Source organism: Geobacillus sp. CCR (assembly GCF_052906625.1).
This window is the reverse complement of the sequence record NZ_JBREBQ010000015.1, coordinates 18,989-37,074: the sequence shown is the minus strand read 5'-3', so window position 1 is coordinate 37,074 and position 18,086 is coordinate 18,989. Positions and strand designations below refer to the sequence as shown.

At 54.1% G+C, this 18,086-nt stretch carries 22 protein-coding genes; 1 reads left to right on the top strand and 21 read right to left on the bottom strand.

The genetic code is table 11. The features are described from left to right. The 17 genes from aroC to ACVBDQ_RS09500 form a co-directional block, all read right to left on the bottom strand. Positions 1–1,167: a chorismate synthase gene (aroC, locus tag ACVBDQ_RS09580; RefSeq protein ID WP_011231692.1), complete on the bottom strand. Its 1,167-nt coding sequence runs from the start codon at positions 1,165–1,167 to the stop codon at positions 1–3. Positions 1,168–1,266: 99 nt separating this feature from the next. After that, positions 1,267–2,037, bottom strand: coding sequence for a CheR family methyltransferase (locus tag ACVBDQ_RS09575; RefSeq protein ID WP_011231693.1), 771 nt, complete (start codon positions 2,035–2,037; stop codon positions 1,267–1,269). Between the two features lie 72 nt (positions 2,038–2,109). Further along, positions 2,110–2,559, bottom strand: coding sequence for a nucleoside-diphosphate kinase (ndk, locus tag ACVBDQ_RS09570; RefSeq protein ID WP_011231694.1), 450 nt, complete (start codon positions 2,557–2,559; stop codon positions 2,110–2,112). A 98-nt stretch (positions 2,560–2,657) separates the two neighbouring features. Next, on the bottom strand, positions 2,658–3,620 hold the full coding sequence (gene hepT / locus ACVBDQ_RS09565; protein WP_011231695.1) for a heptaprenyl diphosphate synthase component II: 963 nt from the start codon (positions 3,618–3,620) through the stop codon (positions 2,658–2,660). 15 nt (positions 3,621–3,635) lie between these two features. Next, entirely contained in the window at positions 3,636–4,340 is a 705-nt protein-coding gene (gene menG, locus ACVBDQ_RS09560; protein ID WP_011231696.1) for a demethylmenaquinone methyltransferase, read from the bottom strand. 4 nt (positions 4,341–4,344) lie between these two features. Further along, positions 4,345–5,124, bottom strand: a complete 780-nt coding sequence (locus ACVBDQ_RS09555; RefSeq protein WP_020278302.1) for a heptaprenyl diphosphate synthase component 1 — start codon at positions 5,122–5,124, stop codon at positions 4,345–4,347. A gap of 115 nt (positions 5,125–5,239) precedes the next feature. Beyond that, positions 5,240–5,464 carry a trp RNA-binding attenuation protein MtrB gene (mtrB, locus tag ACVBDQ_RS09550; protein ID WP_011231698.1) on the bottom strand — a complete coding sequence of 75 codons (225 nt, stop codon included), beginning with the start codon at positions 5,462–5,464 and terminating at the stop codon, positions 5,240–5,242. Between the two features lie 12 nt (positions 5,465–5,476). Then, positions 5,477–6,043, bottom strand: a complete 567-nt coding sequence (gene folE / locus ACVBDQ_RS09545; RefSeq protein WP_011231699.1) for a GTP cyclohydrolase I FolE — start codon at positions 6,041–6,043, stop codon at positions 5,477–5,479. A 128-nt stretch (positions 6,044–6,171) separates the two neighbouring features. Next, positions 6,172–6,444: an HU family DNA-binding protein gene (locus ACVBDQ_RS09540; RefSeq protein WP_008879623.1), complete on the bottom strand. Its 273-nt coding sequence runs from the start codon at positions 6,442–6,444 to the stop codon at positions 6,172–6,174. A gap of 772 nt (positions 6,445–7,216) precedes the next feature. Continuing rightward, the gene (gene spoIVA, locus ACVBDQ_RS09535; protein ID WP_011231701.1) at positions 7,217–8,695 is read right to left on the bottom strand and encodes a stage IV sporulation protein A; all 1,479 of its coding nucleotides are present in this window, start codon (positions 8,693–8,695) and stop codon (positions 7,217–7,219) included. A gap of 156 nt (positions 8,696–8,851) precedes the next feature. Next, entirely contained in the window at positions 8,852–9,574 is a 723-nt protein-coding gene (locus ACVBDQ_RS09530; RefSeq protein ID WP_011231702.1) for a hypothetical protein, read from the bottom strand. A gap of 17 nt (positions 9,575–9,591) precedes the next feature. Next, positions 9,592–9,795 (bottom strand): DUF2768 domain-containing protein, encoded by a 204-nt coding sequence (locus tag ACVBDQ_RS09525; RefSeq protein WP_011231703.1) that lies wholly within the window; start codon positions 9,793–9,795, stop codon positions 9,592–9,594. A gap of 180 nt (positions 9,796–9,975) precedes the next feature. Further along, entirely contained in the window at positions 9,976–11,010 is a 1,035-nt protein-coding gene (locus ACVBDQ_RS09520) for an NAD(P)H-dependent glycerol-3-phosphate dehydrogenase (protein ID WP_011231704.1), read from the bottom strand. Positions 11,011–11,341: 331 nt separating this feature from the next. After that, the gene (gene der / locus ACVBDQ_RS09515) at positions 11,342–12,652 is read right to left on the bottom strand and encodes a ribosome biogenesis GTPase Der (protein ID WP_011231705.1); all 1,311 of its coding nucleotides are present in this window, start codon (positions 12,650–12,652) and stop codon (positions 11,342–11,344) included. 208 nt (positions 12,653–12,860) lie between these two features. Continuing rightward, positions 12,861–13,046, bottom strand: coding sequence for a capping complex subunit for YIEGIA (locus ACVBDQ_RS09510; RefSeq protein WP_011231706.1), 186 nt, complete (start codon positions 13,044–13,046; stop codon positions 12,861–12,863). Beyond that, the gene (locus tag ACVBDQ_RS09505; RefSeq protein ID WP_011231707.1) at positions 13,036–13,938 is read right to left on the bottom strand and encodes a YIEGIA family protein; all 903 of its coding nucleotides are present in this window, start codon (positions 13,936–13,938) and stop codon (positions 13,036–13,038) included. The genes ACVBDQ_RS09510 and ACVBDQ_RS09505 overlap by 11 nt, the downstream gene beginning before the upstream one ends. Further along, complete coding sequence (locus ACVBDQ_RS09500) at positions 13,935–14,531, bottom strand: YphA family membrane protein (protein ID WP_011231708.1); 597 nt, start codon at positions 14,529–14,531, stop codon at positions 13,935–13,937. Before ACVBDQ_RS09500 ends, ACVBDQ_RS09505 begins: the two co-directional genes overlap by 4 nt. Positions 14,532–14,656: 125 nt before the next feature. Here ACVBDQ_RS09500 and ACVBDQ_RS09495 point away from each other — a divergent pair, with 125 nt between their 5' ends. Then, a complete protein-coding gene (locus tag ACVBDQ_RS09495; RefSeq protein WP_013524139.1) occupies positions 14,657–14,791 on the top strand; it encodes a YpzI family protein in 135 nt (44 codons plus the stop codon). Between the two features lie 358 nt (positions 14,792–15,149). Here ACVBDQ_RS09495 and rpsA read toward each other — a convergent pair whose 3' ends face one another. From rpsA to ACVBDQ_RS09475, 4 genes are all read right to left on the bottom strand, one after another. Then, complete coding sequence (gene rpsA / locus ACVBDQ_RS09490) at positions 15,150–16,313, bottom strand: 30S ribosomal protein S1 (protein ID WP_021321978.1); 1,164 nt, start codon at positions 16,311–16,313, stop codon at positions 15,150–15,152. A gap of 179 nt (positions 16,314–16,492) precedes the next feature. After that, on the bottom strand, positions 16,493–17,086 hold the full coding sequence (locus ACVBDQ_RS09485) for a lysophospholipid acyltransferase family protein (RefSeq protein ID WP_011231710.1): 594 nt from the start codon (positions 17,084–17,086) through the stop codon (positions 16,493–16,495). Then, the gene (gene cmk / locus ACVBDQ_RS09480; RefSeq protein ID WP_011231711.1) at positions 17,083–17,757 is read right to left on the bottom strand and encodes a (d)CMP kinase; all 675 of its coding nucleotides are present in this window, start codon (positions 17,755–17,757) and stop codon (positions 17,083–17,085) included. The genes ACVBDQ_RS09485 and cmk overlap by 4 nt, the downstream gene beginning before the upstream one ends. A gap of 99 nt (positions 17,758–17,856) precedes the next feature. After that, on the bottom strand, positions 17,857–18,036 hold the full coding sequence (locus ACVBDQ_RS09475; protein ID WP_011231712.1) for a YpfB family protein: 180 nt from the start codon (positions 18,034–18,036) through the stop codon (positions 17,857–17,859). Positions 18,037–18,086: the final 50 nt, after the last annotated feature.

The window sequence follows — 18,086 nt, the reverse complement described above, 5'->3', positions numbered from 1 at the left end:
TCAAAACTCCTTTGCATAGCGGCGGGCGCGTTCCACATTTTCCTTAATCAAGTCCATCCGATCCTGCCCAAACTGCTCAACGATCGCCGCCGCCACTTCCCAGGCGACAACGGCCTCAGCGACGACGCTCGCCGCCGGCACGGCGCAGCTGTCCGATCGCTCAATGCTTGCCGCAAACGGCTCTTTCGTCTCGATATCCACGCTTTGAAGCGGCTTGTACAGCGTCGGGATCGGCTTCATCACTCCGCGCACGACGATCGGCATCCCGGTCGTCACCCCGCCTTCAAAGCCGCCCGCCCGGTTCGTCCGGCGCGAAAAGCCTTGTTCTGGGCTCCAAATGATTTCATCGTGCACTTCGCTTCCCGGGCGGCGCGCCGCCTCAAAGCCGATCCCGAATTCAACGCCTTTAAACGCGTTGATGCTGACGATCGCGGCCGCGATTTTCGCATCAAGCTTTCGGTCGTAATGGACGTAGCTGCCGACTCCGGCCGGAACGCCTTCAACGATCACCTCAACGATGCCGCCGATCGAATCACCGTTTTTCTTCGCCCAATCGATCGCTTCCATCATTTTTTGCCCCGCCTCCGGGTCAAAGCAGCGCACCGGTGATTCTTCCGTCACTGCCTGCAATTCTTCAAGCGAACGATAATCGAGCTTCTTTGCGCGCACGCCGCCGATTTCGATGACATGCCCGGCGACGCGGATGCCGACCTCCTCCAAAATGCGTTTTGCCACCGCTCCAGCCGCCACGCGCACCGTCGTTTCACGCGCCGACGAGCGCTCCAGCACGTTGCGCATATCGCGATGTCCGTATTTCAGGGCGCCGTTTAAATCGGCATGCCCTGGGCGCGGACGCGTCACTTTCCGCTTCACTTCCGCTTCGTCATCAATCGGCTCAACCGCCATAATCGTTTGCCAATGTTTAAAATCACGATTCTCGACAACGAGCGCAATCGGCGAGCCGAGCGTTTTCCCGTGCCGAACGCCGCCTGTGATTTTCACTTCATCTTTTTCAATCTGCATGCGGCGGCCGCGTCCGTATCCTTTTTGCCGGCGCGCCAGCTCTTTATTGATGTGCTCGGCGCGCAGCTCAAGCCCGGCCGGCACTCCTTCCAAAATGGCCGTCAATTGCGGCCCATGCGATTCCCCTGCCGTCAAATACCGCATGTTTGTCTCTCCCTTCAGGTCTTTAACGCGTTTAAGTAAAAATATATCATAAATTCGAAAAATGAAAATAGTTTCAGGAAAAAAAGAAGCCGGCGCGAGCTATTTTTTTCGGTAAAAAAACGTCTCTTCGACTTCAAAACCGTACAGGCCGGGATTGAAAATCTGCTCGGTGCTGCCGACAAACAGCACGCCTCCCGTCCGGAGCGCGTCGTGAAATTTGCGATACAGCATCCGCTTCGCCTCTTCCGTAAAATAAATGAGCACGTTGCGGCAGACGATCAAATCCATGTTGCGCGGAAACGGATCCGCGAGCAAGTTGTGTTTTTGAAACTTGACCGTTTGTTTAATCTTTTCGTCTATTTTATAATACTCGCCTTCTTTCGTAAAAAACTTTTTTCTCATTTCCTCGGGCAGCTCTACAAGCGACCGTTCGCTGTACAAACCGAGGCGCGCGCGGGCGAGCGCATTATCGTCAATGTCGGTCGCCAACACCGACACGCGGTGAAGCGGCAATCGTTTTGCGAGCACCATCGCGAGCGTATACGGCTCCTCGCCGGTTGAGCAGGCAGCGCTCCACACGTTCGGGCGCGGGTTTTCCGCCAATAGCCGCGGCAAAATGGTGTGCTCAAGCACCTCCCAACGCTTGGCGTTCCGGTAAAACTCCGAGACGTTGATCGTCATCCGATCCAAGCATTCATGCCATAGCGCCGGCTCTTTTTCCATCGCTGCAAACAGCTCGGCAAAGCTCTTTAGCCCTTTTTTCATGTACAACGACGCCAAACGCCGCCTCATCTGGGCTTCCTTATATAGCGATAAGTCAATGCCTGTTTTTCGCTTCACTTTGGCAATGAACTGCGCATAATCGTCCATCGTCGCCTGTTCCTCTCCCCTGTCAATGTACAAAAACGGCAAAAACCGGCCGAATGGCGGCCGGTCTTCGCATCAGTACAGCCATGCATTGATCTGTTTGGAATAGCTGACGAGCTCTTCTTCTTTAAAGAACAAGCTGATTTCGCGTTTGGCGCTTTGCGGCGAGTCGGAGCCGTGGATAACGTTTTTGCCGACCGTCAAGCCGAAATCGCCGCGGATCGTGCCAGGGGCAGCCTCCTGCGGATTCGTTTTCCCCATCATTTGCCGGGCGGCCGCGATCACGTTCTCGCCCTCCCACACCATTGCAAACACTGGCCCCGAGGTGATAAAGTCGACAAGCTCGCCGAAAAACGGGCGCTCCTTATGTTCAGCGTAATGTTGCTCAGCGAGTTCGCGCGACACTTGCATCAGCTTCGCGCCGACAAGCTGGAAGCCTTTTTTTTCAAAACGGGCGACAATCTCGCCGATCAAATTGCGCTGAACCCCGTCCGGTTTCACCATGATGAATGTCCGTTCTGCCATTCGCTCTCCACCTCTACTGTCGTATGTACTGGGAAACGGATTCCCACCCATCATAGTATCATTGTTTTCCGCCGTTGGCAACAGCGTCCTTGAAAGCGCTAATAATCCCTTTTCCCAATATAGAGGGCGAGATCATGAAGCAGCGTGCGCGCTTCGTTGGCCGGCAGCTCGCCAAGCAGGCGGAGCGCCTTTTCCAAATAGCGATCGCTTAGCGCATACGATCGTTCGATGGCGTCCGTCTGTTTAATGGCCGCTAGCACCGCCGCCATCTCCTCGGCATCCGTGTCCGCGTTGACGGCCGTAATTTTTGCCCGCACCTGTTCATCACAAAGGGCATACAGCACGGGGAGGGTGACGTTTCCTTGCTGCAAGTCGCTTCCAGCCGGCTTGCCGAGCTGCTCTTCCGTGCCGGTGAAATCGAGAATGTCATCGGTAATTTGAAACGACATGCCGACGCAATGGCCGAACCAATACAGCTGGTTGGCCACCGCCTCCGGCGCGCCGGCGGCAAGGGCGCCAAGCTGGCAGCTGGCGGCGATCAATAGCGCCGTTTTGCGGCGGATGCGCCGCAAGTACGTGCGAAGCGGCTGGTCAAACCGGTATTTATCCTTGATTTGCTCGATTTCCCCGTGGCACACTTCAACGATCGTTTTCGCCAGCACTTGATGAGCGCGGGGGCTGTCAAGCTCCGCCATCCGCTCAAGCGAACGGGCGAAGAGGTAATCGCCTGTATACATGGCAAAGCGGTTGCTCCATCTCGCCTTGATCGTCGGCCGGCCGCGCCGCACGTCGGCGTCATCGATGACATCGTCGTGAACGAGCGATGCCATATGGATGAGTTCGAGCGCTACGGCTACATGTTTAATCCGTTCGAAATCATAATGACCAAAGCGGGCGGACAGCAAGACAAAAACGGGACGGATCCGCTTTCCGCCCGCTTGCAATAAATGGAGCGCCGCTTCCCCGAGCGGCCCGTATTCGGATCGGACCGTCCGCTCCAGCTCCTCTTCGACCGCCGCCAAATCATCGTTTAAAAACGAATACATCGCCTTTAACTTCATGGTGTTCACCTTGACTCATCGTTTATAGCCTAAATGCATCGCCGCTACGCCGAACGTGTACGGTTTGACCTCGACATCAACGAAACCGGCTTCGCGGAACATCTCAGCCAGCTCGTCCCGCCCTGGAAATTCGCGCGCCGACTCCTGCAGCCACGAGTATTCCTCATAGCTTTTCGCCAACAGCTTGCCAAACAGCGGCATAATAAACCGAAAATAAAAATAGTAAAGCTGGCGGAAGCCAAACAGCGTCGGCTGCGACGTTTCCAGACAGACGGTCATGCCGCCCGGCTTGGTGACGCGGTGCATTTCCTTAAGCACCGTCATATAATCAGGAACGTTGCGCAAGCCAAAGCCTATCGTCACATAATCGAACGAATTGTCGGGAAACGGCAGCTGCATGGCGTTGCCGTGAATGAGCTTGACATTGCCGAGGCCGCGCGCCTTCACCTTTTGTTCGCCGACTTTCAGCATGTTTTCGCTGAAGTCAAGGCCGTACACTTCCCCCTCCGGCCCGACCGCCTCAGCCAGCGCGATCGCCCAGTCGGCCGTTCCGCAGCAAACGTCGAGCGCCCTTTTCCCTTTTTGCACATTCATCCTCCGCATGACGTCTTCGCGCCATTTCAAATGGCGGCGGAAGCTGATGACAGAATTCATCCGGTCATAATGTGCAGAAATTTTTTCAAATACGCGATGGACTCGCTCTTCTTTCGATTGATGCATCGTTCTACCCTTCTTCCACCGACTTTTTGACGATGGCTTGAAATCCGCCGGCAAGTTCCGCCATGCGAAACCGCAGCAGGTCGTTCATCGGCAAATTCGCCGCCAGCAGCGCTTCCTTGCAATGGTCAATATAACGCTCGCAAAGGCGAAGCAAATGCCGCCTTTGTTCTTTCGTCAGCCCTTTGGCCCATGGAAAGGCGATATGCGCCATTTGCTCAAACAGCATGGATGACCCCGTGCGGACGAACGCTTCCTGCTCGAGCAGCAAGCGCCGCAACAGCAAGTAATGGCCGGAAAATCGCCCCCATTGCGGCGCCCCGATGCGCTCGGCAAGCTTCGCAAGCAACGCCGACTCGATCGTGCCGACCGCGGCGAACAGCGTCTCGATCCGCTCCACCTTTTTTTCATACAGCCGCACTTTTTGCTCATTAATCTCGCGGACCGCTTCGGCGAACAAACGGATGAGCGCAACATCGCCCGAGCGCGCCAGCAAGTCGTAATAAAGCCCGCTGTACAAGTCGCCGGCCAAAACGACAAGCTGCCGCGTCCGCAAATCGCCGCCGCGGTCTGTCACCTGATCATGGGTGTCAAGGGCGATTTGCATGAGCATCATGGCGATGATGCACCGGTCCGGCTCATTTGGCGCCGCCGGAGCATCAGTCATCATCGACAGCGAAAGCAGCAGCCGGTCTTCATCAACAGCCGGCGCCGGCACATGCGCGCGCAAATACGGATGGTCAAGCAGCCGTTCGATTTGTTCCTTCAATGACGCCAATTTCACCATGATGTCATTCACTCTTCTCACCCTTGTCCCCCAAAAAATATCCGCACCGCCATGACGGACTCAATTATAACATAATTTTGTCGAAAACGCTCTAGTTTGCTAGAAATTTGCTGGTTTACTTTTTCCCTTCCGATTCAACCACACCGTGGCGCGTTTGAATATACGCTTTTCCTCTCACTTTGATCGCCGACGTATGTTCCGTGAACTGAGCAATCAACACTTCGCCTTTGTCAAGCTTTTCCGAATGGTGAAATCTTGTGTCCGCGCCGCGCGTCAGCCCGATGACGTTCACCCCGTCTTCGAGCGCTTTAATGACGACAAAATCGCTGTTTGTGTACATCCTCTTCCCTCCTTACGCTTTGATTAACGAAAGCACTTCAGCGCGGGCGTTGGCATCTGTTTCAAACACGCCGCGCACCGCTGTCGTCACTGTTTTGGACCCCGGTTTTTTCACCCCGCGCATCGTCATGCACATATGCTCCGCCTCAACGACGACCATCACCCCATGCGGCTCAAGCGCCTCGACGATCGAATCAGCGATCGTTGCCGTGATGCGCTCTTGCAGCTGCGGGCGGCGCGCCACCGCCTCAACGGCTCGAGCGAGCTTGCTCAGCCCGGTCACTTTCCCTTCCCGCGGAATATAGGCGACGTGGGCAGCGCCAAAAAACGGCACTAAGTGGTGTTCGCACATCGAATAAAACGGAATATCTTTGACGAGCACAAGCTCCTCATGTTCCTCGCTGAATACGGTTTGAAAGTGCTGCTTTGGGTCTTCCTGCAGCCCAGCGAACACCTCGGCGTACATTTTCGCCACCCTCTTCGGCGTATCGACGAGCCCTTCGCGGTTTGGATCTTCCCCGATCGCCTCAAGAATGAGGCGGACCGCATATTCAATTTGCGCAAAATTGATCTCTGGCATACAAACAACATCCTCCTGCATCATAAAAGCTGCATGTAATCCGATTCTAGCATAGGGAGCCAAAAAAAACAAAAAAGAAGGGCCGGTGGATCACCTGCCCTTCCCTCCTGCGCTCCTGCTATGTAGGCTTACTTGACGGCATCTTTCAATGCTTTGCCCGGTTTGAATGCAGGAACTTTGCTTGCCGGAATTTCCATTTCTTCGCCCGTTTGCGGGTTGCGTCCTTTCCGGGCGGCGCGCTCGCGCACTTCAAAGTTTCCAAAACCGATTAATTGCACTTTATCGCCTTTTCGCAGCGCTTCTGTAATCGAATCAAACACCGCATCAACGGCTTTTGTCGCATCTTTTTTGGAAAGACCGCTTGTTTCAGCGACCGCGTTGATCAATTCCGTTTTGTTCATGCCATTCACCTCCTCCCAAGGGGCTGGTCTTGTTTACTACCATTTGTGCACACTTTTCTGCTTTTCTATACATAGACATCCAATTCCAGCGGCAAGAAGGCCCGCGCGCCGCGCCGGCGCAGCCAATCATTCTATGTTTGCCTCGCGACAGTCCGCAGGAGATGCGCCTATGCCGCCGGCTGAAGCCCCTTCCCAACAGTTTGGGCTCCTCCTGTTTTCGCCGGGCGCAAACGAAGCCAAGGGCGAGGAAAGCCGCCTTCTTCCCGCCAACAGGCGGTGACATGCCTAATCTTAACCAATTGACCGCGGAAATTCAACATCTTTTTTCGCAAAAACGGCCAATTTTAGGCATATTTCACCAAAACAACGATTTCAGATAAAAGATTACCATAACGCCATGCCTATAATCAAGTGCCAATCCTGATTTCTCAAGGGTTTTGGCGATTTTTTCCCTTTGCCGCTTAGCAACTGAAAAAATGGCATCAAAAAAAGCTCCCTTGTCGGGAGCTTGGCGCGCGGCCTCCGCTTTTCTTTCTGTCTAGCTGCAGCCGCTAGCTCCCTTCCGCAAAATAACCTCCGCCCTCGAAGTGCAAGCACTTCTGCGGGCGGAGAACATTTTGCCTCGGGAGCTTGCGCGCGGCCTCCGCTTTTCTTTCTGTCTAGCTGCGGCCGCTAGCTCCCTTCCGCAAAATAACCTCCGCCCTCGAAGTGCAAGCACTTCTGCGGGCGGAGAACATTTTGCCTCGGGAGCTTGCGCGCGGCCTCCGCTTTTCTATAAAATAATCGCGATGAGGCCGCCGGAGCCTTCGTTGATGATGCGCTCAAGCGTTTCTTTCAGCTTGTAGCGGGCGTTTTCCGGCATGAGCGCAAGTTTTGCTTGGATGCCTTCACGGACGATGGAGCTGAGCGAGCGGCCGAAAATGTCAGAGTTCCAAATCGACAGCGGATCGTCTTCGAAGTCTTGCATTAAATAGCGGACGAGCTCTTCGCTTTGCTTTTCCGTGCCAATGATCGGTGCAAACTCCGATTCGACGTCAACTTTGATCATATGAATCGACGGCGCCACAGCTTTCAAACGGACGCCAAAGCGCGACCCTTGGCGGATGATTTCCGGTTCGTCAAGACTCATGTCAGACAAAGCGGGCGCAGCGATGCCGTAGCCGGTTTGTTTGACCATTTTCAGCGCGTCGGCGATTTGGTCATATTCCGCTTTCGCATGGGCGAAGTCTTGCATGAGCTGAAGCAGATGGTCTTTGCCGCGAATCTCGACGCCGACGATTTCTTTTAAAATTTGATCGTACAGCTCATCCGGTGCATACAAGTCAATTTCGGCGATCCCTTGCCCCATTTCGATGCCGGCAAGCGCCGCTTTTTCGATGAAATCGTACTCGGCAAACTGCTGCACAACCCGGTCGACGTCGCGCAGCCGTTTGATGTCTTTGACGGTGTCGCGCACCGCTTCTTGATAGCTTTCGCGCAGCCAATGATCTTCGCGCAGCACCATCACCCAGCTCGGCAAGTTGACGTTCACTTCAAGCACCGGGAATTCATATAATGCTTCACGAAGCACGTTATACACGTCGGCTTCGCGCATGCTTTCCACGCTCATGGCGAGCACCGGAATGTCGTACTTTTCGGCGAGCTCGCGGCGAAGCGCCTCGGTTTCCGGATGGTGCGGCCGAACGGTGTTGACGATCATAATGAACGGCTTGCCGACTTCTTTGAGCTCGCTAATGACCCGTTCTTCCGCTTCGACATAGTCTTGGCGCGGAATTTCCCCGATCGTGCCGTCCGTCGTAATGACGACTCCAATCGTCGAATGTTCTTGGATGACTTTTCTTGTCCCGATTTCCGCCGCCTCTTGGAACGGGATCGGCTCTTCATACCAAGGCGTGTGGATCATCCGCGGCCCGTTTTCGTCTTCATACCCTTTTGCGCCGGGCACGGCGTAGCCGACGCAGTCGACAAGACGGATGTTGACTTCAAGCCCCTCATCCACTTTCACCGTCACCGCCTGGTTTGGCACGAACTTCGGTTCTGTCGTCATGATCGTCTTGCCGGCGGCGCTTTGCGGCAGTTCATCTTGGGCGCGCGCTTTATCGGCTTCGTTTTTAATGTTCGGAATCACGACCAACTCCATAAACCGTTTAATAAACGTCGATTTTCCGGTGCGGACGGCGCCGACGACCCCTAAATAAATGTCGCCGCCGGTCCGCTCGGCGATATCTTTAAAAATATCGACCTTTTCCAAATAACTCCCCTCCAGTCCTTCGGTCGTTATAAGAAACAGTGGAATGAGCTAGCATAGTCGGACACTATATGCATATGATGTTGTCCGATTCGGTTATGACTAAAATAGAAAAAATCCCTTCTCTAGAATGTATTTTCCTAGAGAAGGGAAGATGACTCATTTTGTAAAAAAAATCGGTTCATTCGTCTTGGCGTCGATCGTATAGGGCAACGAATACGCCGGCACAAACAGCGAATGGTCGGTCAAAATCGGGCGAATATCGTCACCCGGCTTGTAGTGGTGCGGATATTTTTTCAACGCCGCATACAAATCAGAACGGTAGTCAATGTAAATTTCTCCATTCCCGTCGATGACAAACGGCAAGTTGTTGCCGGAAAACGGGCTGACGACATAAGGCGGCTCTTTATAGCCGAGCTTTTTGTAATCGAGCGTAAATACGCCCGGCGCAACGACGTCTTGAAACGGCGGATATTTATGCTTGTCCGTGTACATGCTAAGCCGCAGCTTCAGATCACGGATGCGTTCGGCTAAGCGCAGATCAAGCAGCTTGACCGTCGGGTTCGTTTCCGCATCGATGATCATATACTGGAAGACGCCCCCGCTTTCATAGGCGTTTCCCGGCGGCTCCTGCATATAGCGGGGAACGAGCTTTTGAAAATCGACTGGATACTTCAAATACATCGGCGTGTTCATGTCGCGTGTTTTAATCGGCAGAAGCCCGCCGGTCGCCTTCCGGTACTCATCCACCGCCGATTGGACGGCCGCCACTTGGTCTTTGTAAGGAATTTGGTTTTGTTTCAGCCGCTCTTGTGGATACAAGCAGCCGGAAAGCAGCGCCAAACATATACATGACAACAACAAGCGAGCGATTCGTTTCATCTTTCCCACCTTTTTGCCTATTGCGGTGTCGGTCCGCTGAATACGACGAAAATGATGATGATGCCGGCGAAAATCAAAAGAATGTAGGCGACGAGCGCCAACAGAAAGCGAAGCCATTTCATCTTGACTTTGTAGCGGCTTAAGTAAATGAAGCCGACGGAAATAAACATAAACACCATCGAGGCGATGGCGATCCACATTTTCGCTAACGCCGGTGACATGGACGCTCCTCCTTTTTTCGACAACTATAATTATAGCATTGGCAAAAAAAAAGCTGAAGTAAAGCGGGGCTTTCTTTACTTCAGCATCCCCTCATACCCTTCCGGAAGCTCAAGCCGATGATGGTTCGCCATATTGTATGCAGAACGAAGACGACTTGTACCGCCATTGGCCTATTTTCATCATTCTTGTTCGGCAAAAATGTTGTTTAAGTCATCCATTTCCTCTTTTTTTCCGCGCGCCATGAGCGAATCGACCGCCTCTTTCGGGTCTTTTCCCGCAAACAATACGTCATAGAGAGCTTCGGTGATCGGCATCTTCACACCAAGCTCTTTCGCCAGCTCATAGGCGGCTTTTGTCGTTCGCACCCCTTCGACGACCATCCCCATGCTCTCAAGCACCTCGTCCAGCTTTTTTCCTTGGCCGAGCATGTAGCCGGCCCTCCAGTTGCGGGAATGGACGCTCGTGCACGTGACAATCAAATCGCCGACTCCCGTCAAACCAGCGAATGTCAACGGATTAGCGCCGAGGGCGCAGCCGAGGCGGGCAATCTCGGCGAGCCCGCGCGTGATGAGGGCCGCTTTGGCGTTATCCCCATAGCCAAGCCCGTCGCTGATTCCAGCGGCCAAGGCGATGATATTTTTCAGCGCCCCGCCGACTTCGACGCCGATTAAATCCGGGTTCGTATACACGCGAAAATAGTGATGGTTCATAAAGATGTCTTGAATGCGGCGCGCCGCTTCCATATTTGGCGACGATACCGCCACGGTCGTCGGGTGGCGGAGCACGACTTCCTCGGCATGGCTCGGCCCGGAGAGAACGACAACATCTGCAAGCCATTCCCCCATTTCCTCGGCGACCATTTCCGACACCCGCTTATGCGTCCCTGGTTCGATTCCTTTGCTGACGGCAACAATGGTGATCGGCTTGGCCAAGCAGGCGCGCACGTCCGCAAGCACCGAGCGGATCGCTTTAGTCGGCACGGCGAGCACAACGATCGCAACGCCGTCAAGCGCAGCGCAAAGGTCGTCATAGCCGATAATGGCGTCCGGCAGGCGAACGCCTGGCAAATATTTTTCATTTGTCCGCTTTTCGTTGATTTCGCTGATCTGCTCGGTCCGATGACCCCAGAGCCGGACGTGGTGCCCATTGTCAGCCAGCACGAGCGCCAACGCCGTTCCCCAGCTTCCAGCCCCCAATACGGCGATGTTCTCCATCGTTTTCCACTTCCTTTATCCGATTGTCGCAACCTTGAAAAATAGCAATCGCGCCGCCTCTTCGCTCCTGTTCGTCCGACTTTCGCGGCGGCGACACATGGCTTACGCTCCTGTGACACCACCCACACAGAACCAAGCTTTCCTTGGTTCGAGCCTCTTCGCCGGCCTCGCAACGCGTATCGCCGATGGGCGCGCGGCCTCCGCTTTTCTTCCTGTCTAGCTGCGGCCGCTAGCTCCCTTCCGCAAAATAACCTCCGCCCTCGAAGTGCAAGCACTTCTCGGCGCGGAGAACATTTTGCCTCGGGAGCTTGGCGCGCGGCCTCCGCTTTTCTTATTTCCGCGGGCGGGCGATGATTTTAATCGGCGTGCCTTCAAAACCGAATGCATCGCGGATGCGGTTTTCCAAAAACCGTTCATATGAAAAATGCATCAGTTCCGGGTCGTTGACAAACGCGACAAACGTCGGCGGTTTGACGGCGACTTGCGTCATGTAATAAACTTTCAGACGCCGCCCGTTATGCGTCGGCGTCGGATTCATCGCCACCGCATCCATGATGACTTCATTGAGCACATTTGTCTGGACGCGCATCGCATGATTGTCGCTCACAAGCCGGACGAGCGGCAAGAGCTTATGCAGCCGCTGCTTCGTTTTCGCCGATACGAACAAAATCGGCGCATAGTCCAAAAACGGAAAATGATCGCGAATCTTCCGCTCAAATTCGACCATCGTTTTGTCGTCCTTTTCAATCGCATCCCATTTATTGACGATAAGAATGACACCGCGACCCGCTTCATGCGCGTATCCGGCGATTTTTTTGTCCTGCTCGATGATGCCTTCCTCAGCGTTTAACACAACAAGCACGACGTCCGAGCGCTCAATGGCCCTTAACGCGCGCAAGACGCTATATTTTTCCGTGCTTTCGTAAATTTTTCCTCGTTTGCGCATCCCTGCCGTATCAATGATAACATATTCCTGCCCTTCGCGCACAAACGAGGTGTCGACGGCGTCCCTCGTCGTACCGGCGATGTCGCTGACGATGACCCGCTCCTCACCTAAAATGGCGTTGACAAGCGACGATTTGCCGACATTCGGCCGGCCAATGAGGCAAAACTTAATGACGTCTTCTTCATACTCTTGTCCACCGCCCTTTGGAAAATGACGGACAACAGCATCAAGCAAATCGCCAAGCCCTGTCCCATGAGCTCCGGAAATCGGATACGGCTCCCCAAAGCCCAGAGCGTAAAAGTCGTAAATCAAATCACGCATTTCCGGATTGTCGATTTTGTTCACCGCGAGCACAACCGGCTTATTCGACCGGCGGAGCAGCTTGGCCACCTCTTCATCAGCCGCAGTCACACCGTCCCGGCCGTTCGTCATAAAGATGATGACATCCGCCTCATCGATGGCGATTTCCGCCTGCTGGCGAATTTGCACAAGCAGCGGCTCGTCGCCAATGTCAATGCCGCCGGTATCGATCAAATAAAACGAATGGTTCAGCCATTCGGCTCGGCTGTAAATGCGGTCGCGCGTCACTCCAGGCACGTCTTCGACGATGGAAATGCGTTCCCCGACAATGCGGTTGAAAATCGTCGATTTTCCTACATTTGGACGGCCGACAATGGCCACGACTGGATTTGCCATGCTACCACCCTTTATCTTCGTTTTCTCCTTACCTTTGTCGCTGAAAAAAAACGCCCTTTTCGGAAGGGCATCGGTCCATCAACGCCAAGGGCACTTGACTGCGAGGCTAGGAAGGAAATGACTTTTTACCAATCAAGTGCATCTTTTAGCGATGAACCAGGGTAGGCTACAACTGCTTTATTTTATCAAAAAGCGAAACGCTCAACAACTAATGTTTGACGATAATAAGAAGCCCCTCGCCCACTTCATGGGCGATGCCATCCAAAATCGCCTCTAAATTCGCGGCGATCTGTTCCATTTCCTCTTTCGTTTGGCAAATAAAGATCGGCGCACCGCCGGCGACGCGCCCGCCGTTCATCGTAATGACGGCCAAAATTATTTTTTCATGCGTCATCGCCGCTCCACCCCTTCCGCTTCCAACGCCGTTTCTTCGGCATGCGGATGGCGCTCTCAAGCACCGGCACGTTTTCGATGACAGCCTTCGCCTTCTCGACATCCTCGACTTGCGGCAAAATAAAAATGCCGACGCGTCCGTCATTCAAATCGCGCTTGGCGAGCGGCACGAGCGCCGGCGTTCCCGAGTCGCGGTAAATGCCGAGGGCGGTCGATACATCATGCAAAATCGCCTGCCGCTGCCCAAGATTGGCGATCGTCGTGCGGGCGTTGAAATTTTTCGGCGTTAAAATAAACCCCATTCCATAGCGCAAAATTTCTTCGCGCCGCGCCGGCAAGCCGATGTTCATGATATAGATGTTGTCAACATACAGCCCTGCCCCTTCAAAATGCGGCTTGACATATTGGACCTCGGCAATGTCTTTCAGCCGGCTTCCGCTCATAAACCGCCGCGCCGTCATAAGGCCGATGATACTGGCGGCAAGCGCGGCCCAAATGTCCCATACTAAATAAAAGAGCGTCGATAAAAAGGAGACGAAAATGACTAAATAGTTCCGCCCTTCAAACACAATCGCGATGCCTTCGATGTATGTTTTTCCTCTCGGCACCAGCTCATACTGATCCAACTCGTTCAACGTATTGCGCTCCATATTGCGTACGTCGCGAAATTGTGAGGCGGCCAAGGCCAAAAACGTGATCGCTGCGAACTCTTTTTCCATAATCGCCGGCACGGCGACCGTTCCCAAGCCGGCGGCAATGGCCCCTAAGGCGATATGGATTGTCCGACCGTGCAAATACGTCGGGTATTGCCGGTAATCGGTGCGCAACAAATAAATCCGCGTCAACACCCCAGCGGCAACACCGTATAAAATCGGAAACGTGTATTCGTTCACGGCTGCCTCGTCCTCCTTACAGGCCGTTTTTCCTCAAGCTGCAGCGAGAAGAAGCGGATCGATTCCCAAACGAGCAAAGATGATGCGCTAATGGCGAGCGCATCCAAAAAGGAAAACGACCCAAGCACATAACCCGGCGCCATGCGCAAGATGGACATGGCGTACACCACTTCCCCTTGACAGCCGCCGAGCGCCAGACAAAGAAGGCGGGCGGATATGCGGCGGTGGAACAGACTGCTGATCAAGGCCATCCACCAGCCAAGCATCCATTGGCCATCAAGCCAAATCCAGACCGGATCAAACAAGGCAAGCAGACGAAAAGCGGCATAGGCAAACGCCAAGCCGGACGCTGACAGCGCCATCCGCAGCCATCCGCATGGCCGCTGTGTGACCGCCACGTAACAAGAGGAGAAAAAAAGCACAAAAAAGGACGCCGCCATATGAATGGGACTGATCTTCACCGTCATCGAGGCCGAACTGATCATGAAAAGCGAAAATGCAGCCAGCTTCGTCCGCTCGACGGTCTTTTTCATCAAAAATGTCGCTGCAATCCATAACGCCCAAAAAAAGAAATAAAAATAAGCTCCTTCCATCTTTTCCACTCCTTATTATGTTCATTATGTCATCTTTTATGAACGTTCATTCCCGTATAGAAAAAACAGCATTCGTTCATAGTAAAAATGATCGCTGTACCGAAGCAGAAAGGAGCCATGGCGAAATGGGAAAAGATCGACAGGAAAAAAAGCTGAAGCAATCGCGGCGCGTCGAGTCAGATCGAGATCAGTCCCTCTCCTATAAAGGAGCGGCTCGGCTCGACACGCCGGAGGAAGCGCGGGAACGGAACGAGCACTAAAAATGACGAAAGGCCTTTCTCTACAACCACTCTGTTCGTTTGATTCCAAAAAAACGGCATTTCCATTGCCAATGATGAAAAGCTAGCCGCGCCAATAAGGACGGCTAGCTTTCGTTTACGGCGAAAAAACGATTTCGAACGAAAAATGGTCTATTCTCCTCTATGTGTCAAGGATCTTCCTTAAAGATTGAACATTCGTTTTTCGGTGTAGTCTACCGCAACCTCCTTCCCGATGCAAAACAAACAACTTCTGTTGATGGCAGGTTCAACTAGATAGAACAAGGCATCAACTTTTGGCTAAACAAAAAACCCCACCTTGATGGCGGCTGCCACCAAAATGGGGTTGCTTCACAGTTCGTCATTTCAATTTTTTCAGCTGCTCGCCAATCACTTCGCCGAGCTGAAAGCCGCGCGTTTCCGACGTTCTTGTGTATTGGCTGTAATCCTCGGCCGGCGCGGCCGCCTCTTCCTCAAGCAGCGCGCGGATGCTGAGGGAAAGGCGGTGATCCGCTTCGTTGACGTCGAGCACTTTCGCCTTCACCACGTCGCCTTCTTTCAGCACTTCATGCGGCGAGCCGATGCGGCGGTTGGCGATTTGCGACACATGCACCAATCCTTCGACGCCTGGGAAGACTTCCACAAACGCGCCGAATGAAGCGAGCCGTTTCACCGTCCCGGTGACGACATCACCCGGTTTCACTTTTTCGCCGAGGCCTTCCCATGGGCCCGGCAGCGCTTCTTTGATCGACAGCGACAGGCGGCCTTGTTCCGGGTCGACAGCCAACACTTTCACTTTCACCGCATCGCCTTCTTTCACCACTTCCGACGGATGAGCGACGCGCGTATGGGAAAGCTGGGAAATATGTACGAGCCCATCAAACCCGCCGACATCGACAAAGACGCCGAAATCGGCAATGCGGCGGACGACGCCATCCAACACTTGCCCCGGCTCAAGGCGGGAGAGCAGTTCTTTTTGCTGCCGCGCTTGTTCTTCCTCAACGACCGCCCGATGCGACAAAATGACGCGGTTTTTCTCGCGGTCAAGCTCGACGACTTTCACGGCGAGCGTTTTTCCTTTATAATCGGAAAAATCTTCGACGTAATGCGGTTCGACAAGCGACGCCGGGATGAAGCCGCGCACTCCGACATCGGCGACAAGACCGCCTTTGACGATGTCTTTAATGACTGTTTCAAATGTTTCGCCGCTTGCAAATTTGCGCTCAAGATCTTCCCACGCCCGCTCGGCGTCCACCGCTCTTTTCGATAAAATGAGCAACCCTTCTTCCCCGTCTTTTCCTTCTTCCACTTTTTTGACTTTGGCCGTCACTTCATCGCCGACAGTGACGGCATCGCTCGGTTTTTCAATATGCAAGTTCGACAGCTCGCTGATCGGAATGATGCCGCTTTGCTTGCTGTTTTCCACCTCGACCAGCACTTGCTTGTCCTCAAGCTTCACCACTTTGCCGCGGACGATATCGCCCACTTCATACACATTGACTTGCACATTCATCTCTTCTGTCATCGCAAAAACCCTCCTTCATCGACTGACAACTGTCAAAAGCGCGCCTCGCGCCGAGGCCGCGGCCGGCTGTCGGCAAAATAAGGACGCTTTTCTAGTTAGTATACCATATTTTCTCAATCAACATGTACTATAATGCTCATTGAGGCGGCGGAAGGGATGCCTCGAACAGCATATTCCTTTCATGCTCGCTGATGCTCTTCCAGCAGCCGGCGGATATGATCCATAATGTAATCGGCCGCTTCTTCCGGGCTCGCTTTCCGCGCGCGCAGCGGCGCCATATCGATCGGCGCTCCGTACACAACCTTAAGCGGCACAAACGGACGGTACGGGCCGACAATGGCGCACGGGACAACGGCGGCCTCGGTGCGCAAAGCGAAAAAGCCAACGCCGGGCAGCGCCTTTTTCAGCCGGCCGTCTTTGCTGCGCGTCCCTTCCGGAAAAATGCCGAGCACTTCGCCTTGCTTCAGCACCTCAAGCCCCGTGCGCAGCGCCTGGCGGTCGTTCATGCCGCGCTTGACCGGAAAGGCATGCAAGCTTTTGACGAGCGTTTTCACGACCGGAGCACGAAACAGCTCTTCTTTCGCCATAAACCGAATCGGCCGCGGCGCCGTAATGCCGATGACCGGCGGATCTAGGTTGCTGATATGGTTGGCGCAAAGAAGCACGCCGCCTTCCTTTGGAAATTGTTCAATCCCGATCGTTTGAATGCGGTAAAAAGGGGTGAGCACTCCCTTGACGATCCCCTTGGCGAATGAATAAAAGTCCACCGTCATCCAATCCTTTCGTTGACAATCTCCATAATCCGCTCCACCACTTCCTCAACCGACAGCGATGTCGTATCGATTTCCACCGCATCCGGCGCCTTGCGAAGCGGCGCTGTCTCCCGTTCCGAATCGAGCCGGTCGCGGCGGGCGATCTCTTCTTTCAGCTTTTCAAGATCGGATGGAAAGCCGCGCGCGAGATTTTCCTCATGCCGGCGCCGCGCCCGCTCCTCGACCGAAGCTTTCAGGAAAATTTTTACTTCGGCGTTCGGCAGCACATGCGTTCCGATATCGCGCCCGTCCATGACGACGCCGCCCCCTTCCGCCAAGGCACGTTGGCGGGCGACCATCTCCTCGCGCACAAGCGGATGCTTCGCAACAAGCGACACCGCATTCGTCACCGCCTCACCGCGGATGATGTCGGTCACATCGTCGCCATTGACTAGGACGATCTGTCCATGCGGCGACGGTTTCAACTCAATCGATGTATCGCGAAGCAGCGACAGGAGCGCCTGCTCATCATGGATGTCGACGCCGCATGCAAGCGCCCGGTACGTCAGCGCGCGATACATGGCGCCGGTATCGATGTATACGTAGGAAAGCCGCTCAGCGATCCGTTTGGCGACCGTGCTTTTCCCCGCCGCGGCGGGTCCGTCGATTGCGATGCTGATTCGTCGTTTCATCATTTCCTCCTAGCTTTACCGAAAATCGCTTGATGAGTGCACAAAGAAAAATGCAGGAAAACCCTGCATGTCTCCATGTTCATTGTACCATATCCGCCGTCAACGGTCGACGGCCGTTTCAACTGTTTTCGTTTTTTCTGGCTTGGCTACACCTTCGTATTCATACACCTTGCCGATATACAACGCCGCTGGCGTGTACAACACAAGCCATTGGGCGATCAACAGGCAAATCGTCTGGATGACGACAAGCTTCCACAACAGCTGTTCGATCCGTTTCATGGCGCAAGCCTCCTGCTTTCCCATTTTTTCTAGCAGTATTCCACGCGCCC

Coding starts and splice junctions, on each gene's coding strand:
- aroC (WP_011231692.1), bottom strand. CDS start 1,167: ATGCGGTATTTGACGGCAGGGGAATCGCATGGGCCGCAATTGACGGCC.
- ACVBDQ_RS09495 (WP_013524139.1), top strand. CDS start 14,657: ATGGGAAAAGATCGACAGGAAAAAAAGCTGAAGCAATCGCGGCGCGTC.
- ACVBDQ_RS09475 (WP_011231712.1), bottom strand. CDS start 18,036: ATGAAACGGATCGAACAGCTGTTGTGGAAGCTTGTCGTCATCCAGACG.
- mtrB (WP_011231698.1), bottom strand. CDS start 5,464: ATGTACACAAACAGCGATTTTGTCGTCATTAAAGCGCTCGAAGACGGG.
- ACVBDQ_RS09485 (WP_011231710.1), bottom strand. CDS start 17,086: ATGACGGTGGACTTTTATTCATTCGCCAAGGGGATCGTCAAGGGAGTG.
- ACVBDQ_RS09555 (WP_020278302.1), bottom strand. CDS start 5,124: ATGGTGAAATTGGCGTCATTGAAGGAACAAATCGAACGGCTGCTTGAC.
- ACVBDQ_RS09525 (WP_011231703.1), bottom strand. CDS start 9,795: ATGTCACCGGCGTTAGCGAAAATGTGGATCGCCATCGCCTCGATGGTG.
- hepT (WP_011231695.1), bottom strand. CDS start 3,620: ATGAAGTTAAAGGCGATGTATTCGTTTTTAAACGATGATTTGGCGGCG.
- ACVBDQ_RS09520 (WP_011231704.1), bottom strand. CDS start 11,010: ATGGAGAACATCGCCGTATTGGGGGCTGGAAGCTGGGGAACGGCGTTG.
- ACVBDQ_RS09575 (WP_011231693.1), bottom strand. CDS start 2,037: ATGGACGATTATGCGCAGTTCATTGCCAAAGTGAAGCGAAAAACAGGC.
- ACVBDQ_RS09500 (WP_011231708.1), bottom strand. CDS start 14,531: ATGGAAGGAGCTTATTTTTATTTCTTTTTTTGGGCGTTATGGATTGCA.
- ACVBDQ_RS09540 (WP_008879623.1), bottom strand. CDS start 6,444: ATGAACAAAACGGAATTGATCAACGCGGTCGCTGAAACAAGCGGTCTT.
- ACVBDQ_RS09510 (WP_011231706.1), bottom strand. CDS start 13,046: ATGACGCATGAAAAAATAATTTTGGCCGTCATTACGATGAACGGCGGG.
- ACVBDQ_RS09530 (WP_011231702.1), bottom strand. CDS start 9,574: ATGAAACGAATCGCTCGCTTGTTGTTGTCATGTATATGTTTGGCGCTG.
- der (WP_011231705.1), bottom strand. CDS start 12,652: ATGGCAAATCCAGTCGTGGCCATTGTCGGCCGTCCAAATGTAGGAAAA.
- cmk (WP_011231711.1), bottom strand. CDS start 17,757: ATGAAACGACGAATCAGCATCGCAATCGACGGACCCGCCGCGGCGGGG.
- menG (WP_011231696.1), bottom strand. CDS start 4,340: ATGCATCAATCGAAAGAAGAGCGAGTCCATCGCGTATTTGAAAAAATT.
- rpsA (WP_021321978.1), bottom strand. CDS start 16,313: ATGACAGAAGAGATGAATGTGCAAGTCAATGTGTATGAAGTGGGCGAT.
- ndk (WP_011231694.1), bottom strand. CDS start 2,559: ATGGCAGAACGGACATTCATCATGGTGAAACCGGACGGGGTTCAGCGC.
- folE (WP_011231699.1), bottom strand. CDS start 6,043: ATGCCAGAGATCAATTTTGCGCAAATTGAATATGCGGTCCGCCTCATT.